A 16,163-nucleotide genomic window follows, 5' to 3' on the forward strand; every position below is an offset into this window, starting at 1 on the left:
TAGACCTTACAATCCAGCAACTGCAGCTTCTGCACAACGCTCCCCATCCATGGCTGCCGACACAATGCCCCCGGCGTAACCACCACCTTCCCCACAAGGAAAGAGTCCTTTTATTTCCGGATGTTCCAAGTTTTTATTTCGCGGTATATTTACAGGGGAGGAGGTCCGTGATTCAACCCCCACCACATTGGCCTCAGAAGTGTAATAGCCTTTCATTTTTTCCCCAAAAGCTGTAAATCCCGAGCGTAGCCTGCTGCCAATTAATTTGGGTAAAAGGGAATGTAGTGGAGCAGATTTCAAACCTGGCTGATAGGAGGTGGCATTAAGGTCGTTGGATAGTTTGCCTTCAACAAAGTCGGTAAGCCGCTGTGCAGGCGCCGTTTGTGTCCGCCCCCCCGATGTAAAAGCAAGTCGCTCCAAATCCTTTTGATATTCCAAGCCCTTCAGCGGGCCATAGTGCTCGTATTTGTGAATATCGATATCGACATTTATTTCTACGACAATACCGGAATTGGCAAATAAGTTATTGCGTTTGGAAGGCGACATACCATTTACGACTACTTCTCCCGGCGCGGTAGCTGCGGGTACTATAAATCCACCAGGGCACATACAGAACGAGTACACCCCCCGGTCCTTTACTTGTTCCACCAGACTATAGGCGGCGGCAGGGAGCAATTCGTTCCTTTGTCCTTTGCAGTGGTATTGTATGCTATCTATAATATGTTGAGGGTGTTCTACCCGTACCCCCATGGCAAATGACTTGGCCTGTAAGGCTATTTTTTTATTGTTCAGTAAATAATAGATATCCCTGGCCGAATGGCCCGTAGCCAAAATTACCCTTTCTGCCGGCATTTCGGTGCCATCTTGTAGTATAATGGCCTTTATGGTATTCTTGATAATGTTAAAATCGGCAACCTTTGTTTGAAAGTGTATTTCACCACCATATTTTATAATGGTCTCCCTAATATTTTGCACAAGCTTGGGCAATTTATTGGTGCCGATATGTGGGTGGGCATCAATGAGAATTTGCTCTGTGGCCCCGTGATATACCAAATTTTCAAAAATTCGCCTTACATCCCCTCTCTTAAGGCTCCGGGTGTACAATTTGCCGTCCGAATAGGTGCCGGCACCTCCTTCGCCAAAACAATAATTGGAGTCTTCATTTACTTGATGGTCCCTATTGATGGCCTTTAGGTCCCGTCTACGGTCCTTAACATTTTTTCCTCTTTCCAGGACAACGGGTCTATATCCCAATTCTATACATCGGAGCGCAGCGTACATCCCAGCAGGTCCAAAACCGATAATGTGTATTTTTTTGGCTTTGGAAACATCCTTGTAATTAAACTTGTACTCCATGTTTTTAGGAGCAGCTTCATTGATATATACAGAAACCTTGTAATTGAAATATATGGTAGGTTTACGGGCATCGATCGATTTACGCAGTACGTTCACCATAGAAATTTCCTCCAAGGGAATTCCCAAATATTTTGAAGCTTTCTTTCGTAGGATATCCTCTACCGATTCTTCCAATAAAGTGGTCCTAAGCTGTATGTTTCTTACCATAGCGCAAAATTACTTTAATTAAAGTAATATTTATCCAAAAAAAATGACCGGTCTGTGGCCACCTATTTTGTTAATGGGCCATACTCCTTTTTGTAGGCCAATGGGGTCCTTTTGGTAATTGCCTTGAACTGTTTGTTGAAGTTGGACAGGGTTTGAAAGCCGCTCTCGTAGCAGGCCTGGCCAATATTCATTTTGTTCTCGATAAGTAATTTGCAGGCGTAGCCGATTCTAATTTCACTTAAAAACTCGGAGAAAGTCTTGTTGGCATGGATCTTAAAGTATCTGCTAAAGGAGGTAGGGGTCATGTTGGCCAAAGAGGCAACCGTACCCAGTTCTATTTTGCCTTTGAAATTTTTCATAACATAGGCATGTACATTGTTCATTCTTTCGGTATCGGCCTCCTTTAAGGAGTTGGTATATCCCGGGCTGGCCAATGGAATAGTTTCTGTTGTGTTGGCAATACAGTTTAGGATTTTAAACAATTCCAGAACACTCTCCATACCTTCAAGCTGAATAAGGTTGGTTAACATACTACCGATAGATTTGGCGGTTTTCCCAGTCACATCCAACCCCCTTAAACTTCTTTGAAATAATTGTCTCAGTTTAATCATTTCTTCTTTTTGCAATAAGCTATGGCCAATGAAATCCTCATGAAAGTAAACTACGATACCCTCAGACCATAAACTTTCCTCAACAACATATCCTTCATTGTCGCTGCGCCACATATGGGGCAAATTTGGCCCGGTAAAGGTAATATCGCCCTCTTTGAAATGCTTAACGTGGTCACCTATAAATCGGGTACCACTACCTTTTAATACCATAAATAGCTGATATTCGGGGTGGAAATGCCAAATAGGGTCAAAATTGGGCTGTCTCAACAATTTGGCCACAAAGGCATGGGATTTGGGAATGGGCGATTTTTGTAATGCGGATTTCACGTGGGGACCAGGATTTATTTACTAAGTTGTAAGCACACCAATCTTAGGTAGATACCTTGATTGTGTAATAATTTATCTATAAATATAGTCAAAATACTTAATGAATGATATAATACAGTCGATTGTAGATAAGATAGAGTATTCTTAGTGCCCGAATAATCGTTATAATTGTTGAACTTAAATACACTAAATCATGAAAACCATACCGGCACGTTTTTTTTGTTTACTTATTATAGTTACAAGTATTATAGGCTGTAATCCCTCTGAAAAGAAAAAGAAAGACGATGAGCCTAGGCGGATAGAGATGCTGTTCCTTGGGCATTCACAGGAACACCATAACTCTAGGTCCTATATGCCAATTTTAGCTTCTGCACTGACCAAAAGCGGTATAAATGTTACCTATACCGAAGCGGTGGAGGACCTTAATCCTGAAAACTTAGAACGCTATGACGGTGTAATAATTTACGCCAATCATGAAGGTAGGTTTCCGGAGCAGGAAAAAGCCTTGCTGGATTATGTCGCCGCGGGGCATGCATTTGTACCAATTCACTGTGCAAGTTTTTGTTTTAAGGAGTCCGAAGAATATGTAGACTTGGTAGGGGGGCAATTTAAAACCCACGGTACGGATACTTTCACTGCCAAGATTATTGAAAAATCGCATCCTATCATGCAAAAGTTTGAAGAATTTTCAACATGGGACGAAACCTATGTTCATGATAAATTGGCCAGTGATATTACTGTTTTGATGGAAAGGGTGGATGGGGAACATCATGAGCCTTGGACATGGGTAAAACAATTTGGTAAGGGCAAGGTATTCTACACGGCTTATGGGCATGATGAAAGAACATGGAGTGAACCTGGGTTTCAAAATCTTATTAAGGAGGGTATTCTATGGGCAGTGGCCGATCAGGTAAAAAAGAATTGGGAAGAATTCGTTAAGGATATTCCAACACTGGAATATAAGGAAATGGCCAATATTCCCAATTATGAGAAAAGGGATCCTGCCCCTAAATATCAGTTGCCTTTATCGCCGGAAGAATCGGCAAAATTAATTCAAGTCCCTTCGGGCTTTAAGTTGGAACTATTTGCCTCCGAGCCCGATATAATTAATCCCATAGCAATGAATTGGGATGAGAAAGGTAGGCTATGGGTAATAGAGACTGTTGACTATCCCAACACGGTGCGCGACGATAAAGGCAGTGGGGACGACCGCATTAAAATTTGTGAAGATACCGATGGGGATGGCAAAGCTGACAAGTTTACGGTATTCGCGGATAAACTAAATATACCAACGAGTTTTACCTTTGTAAATGGGGGTATTTTGGTTTCCCAAGCCCCATATTTCTTGTTTCTAAAGGATACAGATGGGGATGACAGAGCGGATGTGAAGGAGGTAGCAATCGATGGCTGGGGTGTTTATGATACCCATGCAGGGCCTTCCAACCTTCAACGTGGTATTGATAACAATATTTATGGAGTTGTTGGGTATTCAGGATTTAAGGGTACTATTTCCGGTGAATATTTCGAACTTAGTAAAGGTATATATCGATTCAATAGTGACTTTGGCAATTTTGAATTGTTGACCAATACCAGTAACAATACTTGGGGGTTGGGGATAACAGAGGATAATTCCATTTTTGCTTCCACGGCCAATAATACCCATAGTGTTTTTATGGGCATACCCAATAAGAGCTTAAAGGATGTGGCAGGAATTTCCTTGGAAGGAAGTGCAAAAATAGATGGCCATTACGCCATGTTGCCCATTACCCAAAACGTTCGGCAAGTTGATGTTTTTGGTGGTTTCACGGCTGCGGCCGGACATCATTTTTACACGGCCCGTGGCTTTCCCGAGCAGTATTGGAATAAGTATGCCTTTGTATGCGAACCTACTGGAGGTGTAGTCCATATTGCTAAAATTGAAAAAGAAGGCGCTGGATTTTTGGAAAAGGATGGGGGCAATTTAATGGCCAGCTCTGATGAATGGTTTTCCCCGGTGGAGGCCAAGGTAGGACCGGAAGGTGCCGTTTGGGTATTGGACTGGTATAATTTTATTATTCAACACAATCCGACTCCCCGGGTAGAAAGAGGTGGGTATGATGCTGTGAATGGACTGGGGAATGCCTATGAGAATCCTTTACGCGATAAATCCAGGGGGCGTATTTGGCGTATTATGCCCAAAGATGCGGAAGCAAATACAACCATGACTTTGGATCGGGAGGATTCAAAGGGCTTGGTAGAGGCCTTATCCAGTGATAATATGTTTTGGCGTATGACCGCCCAGCGTTTATTGGTTGAAAATGGAGATAAGGCCGTAGTGCCCGAACTCATATCCTTGGTGAAGAATAGGGAAGTGGACGACTTGGGGCTTAACCCAAGTGCCTTACACGCTTTATGGACACTTAATGGATTAGGGGTTATTCCCTCAAATGCCGAAGCTATTCAAGTAGCGAAAGCTGCATTGAATCATCCATCTGGAGCGGTTCGAAGAGCAGCCATACAGATTTTGCCTAAAAATGAAACAACAGATGCATTGCTTTTGGAGTCCAATTTATTGATGGATAAGGATCCTGAGGTGCAATTGGCGACGCTTATTTATTTTGCGGACCGGGAACCTAATGTGGAAATAGGGAAGAAGTTGTTTCTTTTAAGCGAGAACCAGCAAGTGTTGGCCGATGATTGGTTGGCAAAGGCACTTTATGCGGCGGGAAGTAAACATCATCAGGGATTCATTACGGCATTCCTAGCTGCCAATCCCAATTTTGAAATGGGACAGTTTAACGAAAGTCAAAGAGAAGCGGCAGACCTAGATGATTCCAATTGGGAAACCATGCGTCTACCGCAGTTGATAGAAGATGCAGGATTGCAGATAGATGGTATAATTTGGTTTCGTAAAAATGTGGAAGTGCCGTCCAACGAAGCGGCCAAGTCCGGTACTATTTCCTTGGGGCCTGTAGATGATTCGGACAAGGTGTATGTAAACGGTATTTTGGTGGGTGGTATAGAAAAGGATTATCAGGAGCAAAGGGTGTACAAAATTCCATCCGGGGTATTGAAAGCAGGAAGTAATTCCATTGCCGTCAGAGTCGAGGATACTGGTGGCGGAGGTGGTATCTGGGGCAAAAAGGAGCAGATGTCCCTAAAAGTTGGGCAGTTTAGCGTTTCGTTGGCCGGGGATTGGAAATATGAAGTGGAATCGGACTACTCCAATACTGTAAAAAACGTTTTTGCAGATAAATCCTTGTCCCAACTTTTGGTCGAAACCTATATGAATGAGGTTGAATTGGCATTGGATGATGACCTGGACAGTAATTCCAACGCTTTGGTAATTAATATCAAAACCATTAAAAATGAGATGAAATATGATCTCACCGAGTTTGTTGCAGTGGCTGGGAAACCTGTTGAAATTGTATTTGAGAATACCGATTTTATGCAACACAACCTGGTTATAACCAAGGTGGGAGAAAAGGAAAAGGTAGGTATGGCTGCGGATAAATTGGCAATGGATCCCGATGGTGCACAAAAAAATTATGTTCCGGAAATGCCAGAAGTGCTTTATGCCACTGCCATTATAAACCCTGAAGAAAAGGTTGTACTAAAGTTTACAGCTCCCGAAGAACCAGGTGATTATCCTTTTATCTGCACTTTTCCCGGGCACTGGCGAATTATGCAAGGGGTCATGAAGGTGGTCCAAGGGGATTGAGTGGTAAAATAAAATACAATTATTTATAGTAAATAGTTGTAAAATAATTTATTGCAATATTTTGTTTAAAGTAAAACTTGTATAATGATCAGCGATATAAAATACGGTGTAAGTACCTGGCTTTGGGAATCACCTTTTAATACCAAATCCGTAGCCTTGTTTCCAAAAATTAAAAAGATGGGGTTCGATTTGGTGGAAATACCAGTGGAGGATCCTGAATTGATAGATGGACAGGCTATAAAAAGGGCATTGGATCACAATGGGTTGCAAGCAATCGTTTGTGGTGCCTTTGGCTCAACAAAAGATCTGACCCATAAGGATACGGCAGTTCATCAAAACTGCTTCAATTACATAGAACAGTGTTTTCAATTGTGTAATTTGTGGGGGGTGGATTTTTTGGCAGGTCCTATGTATGCAGCTGTGGGCAAGGCAAGAATGCTTCCCGGGGAAGAACGGAAACAGGAATGGGACCTAGCGGTACGCAATGTATCCAAGGTTTGCACAATGGCTCAGGATTACGGGGTCTCCGTTGCCTTGGAACCATTAAACCGTTTTGAGTCCGACTTAATCAACACTGCGGAGGATGTAATGCGTTTTATTGGAGATGTTAACCATAAATGTGCTAAAGTTTTACTTGATGGTTTTCACATGACTATTGAGGAAAGTAACATTGCCGAAGCTATAAAGTTGGTAGGCGATAAATTGCTTCATGTGCAGGTTTCGGAGAACCATAGGGGAGTTCCTGGGACTGGATTGACCCCTTGGACCGATTTTGCCGAAGGGTTGAAGGCCATTGAATATAAAGGGGCAATCGTCATTGAAAGTTTCACCCCGGAGATCAAAGAGTTGGCTGGAGCCGTGTGCATTTGGAAAAATATGGCGAAGAGTCAGGGCGAATTCGCCTCACAGGGAATTGATTTTTTAAAAAGGACATTTAATTAAATATAACATAAGATGAGTAGTAAGAAAGTAAACATCGCCATAGTAGGTCTGGGGTTTGGTGCGGAATTTATTCCAATCTATCAAAAGCATCCAAACGCTAATTTGATAGCTATATCGCAACGGAATCCAGATAAGCTAAAAGCACTGGCAGATGCGTTCAATATCGAAAAAAGATATACTTCCTATGATGAATTGTTGCTGGATCCGGAAATAGATGCCGTGCATATCAATACGCCTATTCCCGATCATGGAATACAATCCATAAAAGCGTTAAGGGCAGGTAAGCATGTAGCATGTACCGTGCCTATGGCAACTACTGTAGAGGAATGTGAGGAAATTGTTCGTCTAACACAGGAAACTGGCCTCACCTATATGATGATGGAAACCGTAGTCTATGCTAGGGAGTTTCTATTTATGAAGGAATTATTTGACCATGGAGAATTGGGTAAAATACAATTTCTTAAAGCCAGTCATCAGCAGGATATGGACGGCTGGCCGAACTACTGGCCCGGTTTGCCACCTATGCATTACGCAACGCATTGCGTAGGCCCTGTTCTAGCCCTTACAAGAGGGGAGGCCGAGTACGTTTCCTGTTTTGGGTCCGGAACCATACGCGAGGAGTTGATACCGCACTACAACTCTCCGTTTGCAGTGGAAACTACACATATTAAATTTCGAAATTCGGATTTAAGCGCACAGGTGTATCGTTCATTGTTTGATGTGGCCAGGCAGTACAGGGAAAGCTTTGAGGTCTATGGTTCAAAAAAATCGGTGGAATGGCCATTGATTGAGGGGAAACCTCTAGTGGTACATACGGCCAAGAAGCCGGAGCCTGAAATTCCGGAAGAAGTGGAAAGTCCGGATTTCGCAAAATTGTTACCTGAAGAAATACAACATTTTACTACCCAGGGAGTGTATGATTCCGATGAGCACCAACACCTGTCGTTTACACAAGGGGCGGGTCACGGAGGGTCCCATCCGCACCTGGTGCACGAATTTGTAAATGCACTTGTTCTGGAAAAAGCGCCTTACCCCAATGCCCAGCAGTCTGCCAATATTACATGTGTTGGGATTCTGGCGCATGAGTCGGCACTTAAGGGTGGTGAGATTATTAGACTTCCCGATTTTACCTTTTCTGCTAAATAGTTTAAATATAATTTTTTAAAGGTTATAACGTAAAGTGAAATTTTAAGCCATCCGGAGTGTAGTGTGGAATATGGCATTGGGTGGTTGTAAATATGGACTGAGTCAATATTTTATGATAAAAAGCACCCCTCGCATTAAAATATTTGCTAAATTTAGTATTCATAAGTAAGACTTAAAGAATAAGTTATTTGGTAAAAAAACCTATTTTTTAACTTTTAAAAGAGGACGTAGGGGTGCGTCCTCTTTTTATTTGATAGGATTCCACTTTTGCAGAACAATTCTGAAACAAAAAATTCCAGGCTAAACTCTTCAACTTTCAAATGGGGTGTAATATTTGATGAATTCTTTACTTAAGGTATATTTGCAAACAAACAGTTTGCATGTGTACTTTGTCAGGGCATGCTTGGAATCGGGTTTACGATTTGAGTTAATTTTTTTTCAAAAAAGGGTGTTTCGTAGGGGAATAAATGTTAATTTTATAATTCATAAGTTAAGACTTGAAAAATACGTTTTGCAAAACGAAACTATTTTTTAAAACTTCAAAAGAGGACGTAGGGGTGCGTCCTCTTTTATGTTTGTGGTAATACCATCTTCAATCCATCCCGTGAAATCTACAATTCGGTAGAACCTATTTTCTATCCACTTTTTTTTAAATCACATTTGTCCAGTGAAAAACTTACGAAAGAATTGGCTATGCATAAAGTCATATTGATAATTTTAGCGACCGTTGTCAATGAATTGGTGGCGGCCCATAGTGAAAGTAAATTAGTAGATAACTCTATTTTTTACATTATGGATCAATACAGTAGACAATCTAAAAAGGTGTCAAAAGCATTTGTACCGGCAACTTTGTATTCTGAAAATGGTCACCTTTATATTCCAGTGGATAATGAACCTTCGTGGGAACTTTTTCCTAACTTTAAGCCAAGAGGGATCCATTGTGTCAATAACGCTAAGTTGAATTTACAGGGTTTTAATATGGTGGATTACAAATAAGGCTGAATGATACGATTCATTAAACATTTGGGGAATGCACTTTTTGTAGGGACTTTATTATATTTTGTTTTTCTCGCCGTTTTCTTTTTTATGGGGAAATTTAACGAAGGCTTTAATGTACAGAGGGCTCTTCAAGAGTACGGCACCAATATGATTTTTACGGTAATCCTTTATTTGGTGAATGCGTATTGGATTCAATTTCTTATAATAAAATATGATCAGCAAATGTACAGGGGGAGACACTTGTTGATTGGATTCTCTGGTAATATTGCGTTCTCTTTGGCGGGTATATTCGTTTCCCGTGTAATCCTTAAGGTAGTAATTGGGAAAATGCCTATTTCGGATTTTTTGGTAAATGAGGAGCCTGGGCACTACAAAATATCGTTATTGTTGGCTGTTTTAATTTCCGCATTGTTTTATTTGGCTTGGTTTTTTAAACATCGGCAAGAGAACAAGGTTAAGGAGCAGAAAATAATTGCAGGTACGGCCTCTGCCAAGTTTGATGCTTTAAAGAACCAGTTGGATCCACACTTCCTGTTCAATAGTTTAAATGTGCTTACCAGTTTAATTGAGGAGGATCCCCTACAGGCGCAAAAATTTACAACCTCCCTTTCCAAGGTGTACCGATATGTCCTGGAGCAGAAGAACAAGGATTTGGTAACCGTAGATGAAGAGCTTGCCTTTGCCGAGACTTATGTGAGGTTGTTGAAAATGAGATTTGAGGATAGTATAGTGTTTGATATCCCTGGGAAGTGCAGTGATACTGCGGCAAAAATAGTTCCCCTCTCCCTACAGCTCCTATTGGAAAACGCAGTTAAACACAACGTGGTAACGGTTGAAAGGCCCTTGCGGATACGTGTCTATGAGGAGGGTGGAATGCTCTGTATATCTAATAATCTGCAGGAGAAGCAGGTTGTTGGAAAGAGTAGTGGGGTTGGACTCAGGAATATACGGGAACGGTACCAGATTTTATCCATTAAGAGGGTTCAAATTGAAAAATCTGCTTCGGAATTTACGGTCAAGCTCCCGATACTTATGGAAAGAATAGGGGTTAAGGAAATGCATGAATCTTTTTTGGAGGATAAACGCTATCTGAAAGCCAAGGAACAAGTAGAAGCTATAAAGGGCTTTTACGGTAATCTAATATCCTATTGCTTGGTACTGCCCATCTTGATTATAGTCAATTATAGCACCACAAGTTTTCCGTGGGTGCTCTTTCCTGCGGTAGGGTGGGGATTTGGGGTGGTGGTCCATGGTATGGAGGTCTTTGGTTATAATCCGCTATTGGGGAAAGGCTGGGAGGAAAGGAAAATTAAAAAGTATATGGAGGATGAAAATTTTTAGGGTTACGGTCCATCCTATAAAATCAACATTTCATTAGTTTGTTTTTGAAAAAACAAGGGCGGGCCGCTAATTTTGAATTAAAAATAAATCATGGAAAATTTAGAAAAAGAGAACAAGTATTTCAGGGCCAAAGAAAGGGTTGGGGCAATTAAAAAGTTCTATATGAGTCTAATGTCCTATTCTGTTTTTATAGGGTTTCTAGCGGCCCTTAACTACTGGGTCGATCAATGGCGGCACCCTTGGTTTCTGTGGGCGGCATTTGGCTGGGGGATTGGGTTGGTATTTCATGCAATAAAAGTATTTGGTCTGGACTCTTTCTTCGGAAAGAATTGGGAGGAAAGGAAAATTAAGGAGTATATGAAGGAGGATGACAGGAAAAACAGATGGGAATAATGGATTTTGATAGGGAGAATAAATTGGAGCGCGCCAAAAAACAGGTGGCAGAATTGAAGGGGTTTTATGTTCACCTTGTGGTGTATCTGGCTGTAAACGTATTTATTACAACAGCCAAGATTATTGGTGATAAAAACAATGGCGATACCATGCTGGAGGCGTTTTGGGATTTTGGAACTTTTGCGGTTTGGTTGTTTTGGGGGATAGGCTTATTGTTTCATGGTTTAAATGTCTTTTCGTATAATCCATTTTTCAACAAAGAGTGGGAAGAAAGGCAGATCCAAAGGTATATGGAGAAAGAGAAACAGGAATCCAAAAAATACAGGTAATGGAGGGTTTTCGTAGTGCCAAGGAATTATATGCTAGGAAAAAAGTGAAATTGATTAAAGAGTTTTATTGGTTTGTAGGGACGGTTTGCCTTATTACTTTGGGGAGTCTGGGTGTTGTCTATTTTTTATCCAGTAAAAATGCTTCAAGCACAGTTATCTGGATTTTTGCTGTGGTACCTGTTGCTACCTGGATCATTGTGTTTGTAGAGTACCTTAGAATCTTTGGTGCTGGGTTGGATTTCGTAAAAAGATGGGAAAGGGAAGCAGATAAAAAAAATCATGCAAAAAACTGGGAGGGAAACTTAAAAGTGCAACCAATGGAAATGGATAAGCATGCGCTGGAAGGGTGTATTAAGTGCGGAAAGTAAGCGGATGTTCTTTGGCCATTATATACAAATAGTGATTTATCCGGTTCTTTGGGGGGTAGTCCCCTTGGTGGCCGGAATTTTACTTTCTTAAATTGGAACCTGAATTTTCCCAAGACATTGGCAAGAGTGGCCAAGTGGAAATTACATAGAAGGATAAGGGGATTTCGGGGGGCGTCGAATAAAAACCAAGCAAGCCATAAAATGAATGCAATCATTATTGAAGATGAAAAACCTGCCGCCAGAAGGTTGGGGCGATTATTGACCAATTTAAAGGTAGGGGTGTCCACTATGCTCTATTCTGTAGAGGAAGCCATTGTGTGGTTTCGGGAAAATGAACATCCCGATTTGATCTTTTTGGATATCCAGCTTTCGGATGGATTGTCCTTTGAGATTTTCGAAGCTGTTGATATACGAAGTTCGGTAATTTTTACTACGGCATATGATGAATATGCGCTACAGGCATTTAAGTTGAATAGCATTGATTATTTGTTGAAACCCATAGATGATGAAGAGCTGGAAATGGCCGTAAAAAAGTACCTCACTTTTAGGCCTGAAAAACAAAAAATGTCACTCGATTTTGAAGATGTAAAAAAGTTGTTGGTAAATCCTGTGGAGCGGGAATACAAAAAGAGGTTTACGGTTAGTGTGGGGCAACATCTTAAAATTATCAATGCGGAGGATATCGAATGTTTTTACAGCGAAAACAAAGGTACCTATGCATCCACAATTGAGGGGAGAAATTATCTACTGGACCATACCTTGGAAAACTTGGAATCGGAACTTCATCCCAAATCCTTTTTTCGGGTAAGTAGAAAATTCTACGTGAATATAAATCATATCAAAGACATTGTTTATTATACCAATTCCAGGTTGGAAATTAAATTAAACCGCTTCAATGGGGCCGAAATCATAGTAAGTAGGGAGAGGGTAAAAGACTTTAAGTTATGGTTGGAATAATGTTATGTAATATATTGATTTTAATATAGTTATCTTGTAAAAATATATGCTATAGTTTTTTCTTATAGTAGTGGTTTTGGGTAATTTTGGGCTATTCTTCAACTCTGTTGTCGTCAAAAGAGGAAGGTAGTAATTTTGGAATTAATTTAATGAATATAGGTAATAAAACTGCTCCACCAGGAAGTATGAAAATCGCTAGCGAAGGAATGCTTTTAAAAATATCCAGGAGTTGATTTTGCACTTTTTTCTTCTCTTCAGGACTAAGGTCCTTCACTGTTGATTTGGATAATAAGGTAACCAGTTCCTTGCTTTCCGAAAGTTCCTTTTGTAGACGTTTGCTGTTTCTGAGAATAAGTTTGTTTACAATTTTGGACATGCTATCGTAAAATTGGACAGCCAAATTGTGATCTTTTAGATGGGGTATTTTGTCGGTATTTAATTGAAAAAATCCAGTAACATCCTGCAGGGATTTTCCTATTTCATTTTGGTCAAAACCAAGGTCCCTTCCCAGGCCAAAAATAAAGTCGGATTCGGTGTAATCCAATGACTGGTCTTCCCATACCGTTAAGCAGGCAACATCCAGAAAATACCTATTTTCCGAACGGGAATATTTGTTGACCAATTCATTTCTATAAGAGCCGTCAAAGTCCTGTTTTGCGCTTTCAATAAAAGTTAGGGAGGAGGCAAAAAGTTGCGCTAGTTTTTCATCATTTTTATTTTTCTCCTTGGAGTTTAGGGTGTGATATGTAATATTTATGGTGATATGTTCCAGACCCTGGGCATATTCTTTTATTGCGGTTTCACCTTCTAGATATCTTTTAAAGCTAAGAACGTCTATAAAAAGCAGCGAATTGGTTATGATGTTATTAAAGGTCTTGCTTATTACATTGTCCTCCAAGTAGATTCTGGAGTTTAAGAGGTTTTCCAGTTTGGAGGATGTTTTCTTTCCAGTAAGAAATTTGTTCAAAAATGAAATTCTGTTAATTCCCAAATCTTTATAGAACATAAAGATATGACCCAGGAAAGCCTCAAAATTGGGGTCGTTGTTTTTGAGCTTATAGGTAAAATAGAGCGCGGTTATTAAATTGATCTTGGCCTTTTCATCCTCGGACAGGGGAACCTCTTTAATGATAAAAGGAGGTATATCCAGATTGATCCCATAGACAAATCCAGTACTTTTTAGTAGGGCGTATAATTCTTCAAAAGAGTGGATATAGTCGTTGTTGTCCTTTACCAGATACCCAAACTTATCTATCCAACCAGTGGCAGAAGGATTCATAGATCCAAATTTTAATGGGTAAAATTAAATTAAAATATGGGACTTCATTCTTATTGCCACCGTTTTTTCGGTAAATGGTATTTTTAAGAATCAATATAAAACCCTCTTAGTATGTATTATTATTTTTTGCGGTCTTCTTGATTTGAGATTCTAAAAATATACCTTACGGCTTCGATAAAAATAAAAGCATGAATAACAGTTGTAAATGTCAGCAGGGGAAATATCAATTTAAAAGCCTCCTTCTTTTTGACGTTGAAAGTTGTGTCACCAAAATTTGGGGCTTACGGAAATTTTCTTTGGATTTTGAGTGGTGTTGGGTAATGGAAGGTAATTGAAAAAGGGATATGACCATTTCGGGGGAAATATAGAAAGCAGTCCTAGGCCGGGAAAGGTCACTTAAGGCTGTGCGTGTTTATTGGAAGAGAACAATAAGGGTTGCCACTAGTGTTAGGGCTACCATAAGAAAAATAAACATTTCCCTGTTGCGATCTTTTAGGGCCCAGTTTTTTATCCTATCCTTTATTTTTTTTAATTCTATTTCGGATACTTGCTTAAAGTTCAGTTTTGTAAGGGCAGGCGTGGAATCGGAATATATATTGTCCCTATTGCTTTCCTTAAACCGTGCCCGATTGGAAGGTTTAAGAGAGCGATTCTGATTCACTCTATTGTTCATGTCCTGAATACTTCCACTCATCTTAATTTTTTTGGGCTACTTTTAATTTGTATTAAAAATAGCCCAAAAAAATGTAAAAGCAAAGAATTATTTTATCAGGTTACTCCCATTCGGTATGGAAGATACCTTCCATATCTGTTCTTTCATATGTGTGCGATCCAAAGTGATCCCGTTGCGCCTGAATAAGGTTTAAGGGCAATCTTCCAGAGGTGTAGGCATCAAAATACGTCAGAGAGTTGGAAAGACCAGGTAATGGGATACCATTTTTTGCTCCATATGCAACAAGATTTCTCGTGGCCCCCACGGTAGACTGTACCTTGGGAACAAACTGGGGAGACAATAGTAGGTTGGGCAATTGTTTGTCCTTGGTAAAGGCCGCGGATATGTCTTCCAGCAAGCCAGCACGGATAATACATCCCGCTCTCCAAATTTTGGCTATTACGGAAAGATCCAGATCATAACCATATTCCTTGGAGGCGTCTGCGAGTTGATGGAGTCCCTGTGCGTATGTGGTTATAAAGGAAAAGTAAAGTGCTTCCTCTGCCCATTTTGCCATTTCATTTTTTTCCATGATAGCTGGCTCTGGCCTATTGTATAACTTATCGGCCAATACCCTTTCTTCTTTCAGGGCCGATATTTCCCTCATACTCACGGCTATATCTATGCTTGGGATGGGAATACCCAGGTCCATGGCATTTTGGGATGTCCATTTACCAGTGCCCTTTTGTTTGGCCTTATCCAAGATTTTGTCTACCAATCTGCCATCGCCCTTGTCATCATCCTGTTTAAAGATCTCGGCGGATATTTCTATTAAAAAGGATTGTAACCTTCCCTTGTTCCAGGAATCGAAAATGGCATGTAGTTCATCATTATTGTACTTACCTGCCTTTTTTAGAAGGTCGTAAATTTCGGAGGTAAGTTGCATTAGGCCGTACTCAATGCCATTATGCACCATTTTCACATAGTTACCGGCAGATTTAGGGCCCAGATAGGCAACGCAGGGTTCTCCTTTAAATTTGGCCGAAACCGCCTCGAAAATTGGTTGTACTTCCTTGTAGGCTTCCTTGTTTCCACCTGGCATTATGCTGGGACCTCGCCTAGCACCCTTAGCTCCTCCGGAAACGCCGGAACCAAAAAAGTGAATTCCTTTGCTCTGTAAATACGTCTCCCTGCGATCTGTATCGGTAAAAAAAGAATTTCCACCATCTATGATAAGGTCGTTTTTATCCAAATAAGGCAGTAGGCTCTCAATTACGGAGTCCACTATTTTACCAGCAGGCACTAAAAGCATTATTTTTCTAGGCTGTGATAAGGATTGTACGAAATGTTCGATATTTGTGGAGGCATTCACTCTTTTAGTGTCCTGTCCTTCCTCGATCAGTGCATTTACTTTTTCATCATCCAGATCGTATCCCATGGCCGAAAAGTTATTGTCCGCAACATTTAAAATAAAATTACGTCCCATTACGCCTAGGCCGATCAATCCAAAATCATATGTGTTTTCCATGTTTTTTCCTTAAAGTTATTTAACAAAA

Annotated in this window: 14 protein-coding genes; 9 read left to right on the top strand and 5 right to left on the bottom strand. The window is 40.5% G+C overall.

Translation table 11 applies throughout. The features are described 5' to 3' along the window. Window positions 1–6 precede the first annotated feature (6 nt). Together QSE00_RS07555 and QSE00_RS07560 are read right to left on the bottom strand one after the other, a co-directional pair. Window positions 7–1,563 (bottom strand): NAD(P)/FAD-dependent oxidoreductase, encoded by a 1,557-nt coding sequence (locus QSE00_RS07555; protein WP_286105490.1) that lies wholly within the window; start codon window positions 1,561–1,563, stop codon window positions 7–9. A 62-nt stretch (window positions 1,564–1,625) separates the two neighbouring features. Continuing rightward, window positions 1,626–2,501, bottom strand: a complete 876-nt coding sequence (locus QSE00_RS07560; protein WP_286105491.1) for an AraC family transcriptional regulator — start codon at window positions 2,499–2,501, stop codon at window positions 1,626–1,628. Window positions 2,502–2,694: 193 nt separating this feature from the next. Between QSE00_RS07560 and QSE00_RS07565 the strand changes: the two genes are divergently transcribed. The 9 genes from QSE00_RS07565 to QSE00_RS07605 all read left to right on the top strand — a co-directional run bounded on the left by QSE00_RS07565 (window position 2,695) and on the right by QSE00_RS07605 (window position 12,676). Beyond that, window positions 2,695–6,201, top strand: a complete 3,507-nt coding sequence (locus QSE00_RS07565) for a PVC-type heme-binding CxxCH protein (protein ID WP_286105492.1) — start codon at window positions 2,695–2,697, stop codon at window positions 6,199–6,201. Between the two features lie 84 nt (window positions 6,202–6,285). Next, entirely contained in the window at window positions 6,286–7,143 is an 858-nt protein-coding gene (locus QSE00_RS07570) for a sugar phosphate isomerase/epimerase family protein (RefSeq protein ID WP_286105493.1), read from the top strand. A 12-nt stretch (window positions 7,144–7,155) separates the two neighbouring features. After that, window positions 7,156–8,289 (top strand): Gfo/Idh/MocA family protein, encoded by a 1,134-nt coding sequence (locus QSE00_RS07575; protein WP_110357724.1) that lies wholly within the window; start codon window positions 7,156–7,158, stop codon window positions 8,287–8,289. Between the two features lie 693 nt (window positions 8,290–8,982). Continuing rightward, a complete protein-coding gene (locus QSE00_RS07580; RefSeq protein WP_286105494.1) occupies window positions 8,983–9,285 on the top strand; it encodes a hypothetical protein in 303 nt (100 codons plus the stop codon). Between the two features lie 6 nt (window positions 9,286–9,291). Then, a complete protein-coding gene (locus QSE00_RS07585) occupies window positions 9,292–10,629 on the top strand; it encodes a 2TM domain-containing protein (RefSeq protein ID WP_110357727.1) in 1,338 nt (445 codons plus the stop codon). Window positions 10,630–10,719: 90 nt separating this feature from the next. Beyond that, entirely contained in the window at window positions 10,720–11,022 is a 303-nt protein-coding gene (locus tag QSE00_RS07590) for a 2TM domain-containing protein (RefSeq protein ID WP_110357728.1), read from the top strand. Beyond that, entirely contained in the window at window positions 11,022–11,351 is a 330-nt protein-coding gene (locus QSE00_RS07595) for a 2TM domain-containing protein (RefSeq protein ID WP_286105495.1), read from the top strand. The genes QSE00_RS07590 and QSE00_RS07595 overlap by 1 nt, the downstream gene beginning before the upstream one ends. A gap of 44 nt (window positions 11,352–11,395) precedes the next feature. Further along, window positions 11,396–11,719, top strand: coding sequence for a hypothetical protein (locus QSE00_RS07600; RefSeq protein ID WP_286105497.1), 324 nt, complete (start codon window positions 11,396–11,398; stop codon window positions 11,717–11,719). Window positions 11,720–11,920: 201 nt separating this feature from the next. Continuing rightward, complete coding sequence (locus tag QSE00_RS07605; protein ID WP_286105498.1) at window positions 11,921–12,676, top strand: LytR/AlgR family response regulator transcription factor; 756 nt, start codon at window positions 11,921–11,923, stop codon at window positions 12,674–12,676. A gap of 91 nt (window positions 12,677–12,767) precedes the next feature. On the opposite strand, the gene QSE00_RS07610 is transcribed toward QSE00_RS07605, so the two are convergent. From QSE00_RS07610 to gndA, 3 genes are all read right to left on the bottom strand, one after another. Further along, a complete protein-coding gene (locus QSE00_RS07610) occupies window positions 12,768–13,955 on the bottom strand; it encodes an LETM1-related biofilm-associated protein (protein WP_286105499.1) in 1,188 nt (395 codons plus the stop codon). 412 nt (window positions 13,956–14,367) lie between these two features. Then, the gene (locus QSE00_RS07615; RefSeq protein ID WP_286105500.1) at window positions 14,368–14,649 is read right to left on the bottom strand and encodes a hypothetical protein; all 282 of its coding nucleotides are present in this window, start codon (window positions 14,647–14,649) and stop codon (window positions 14,368–14,370) included. A gap of 79 nt (window positions 14,650–14,728) precedes the next feature. Next, on the bottom strand, window positions 14,729–16,135 hold the full coding sequence (gene gndA / locus QSE00_RS07620) for an NADP-dependent phosphogluconate dehydrogenase (RefSeq protein WP_110357733.1): 1,407 nt from the start codon (window positions 16,133–16,135) through the stop codon (window positions 14,729–14,731). Between the last annotated feature and the right edge of the window lie 28 nt (window positions 16,136–16,163).

The organism is Arenibacter flavimaris, from assembly GCF_030291335.1.
Taxonomy (GTDB): Bacteria; Bacteroidota; Bacteroidia; order Flavobacteriales; family Flavobacteriaceae; genus Arenibacter.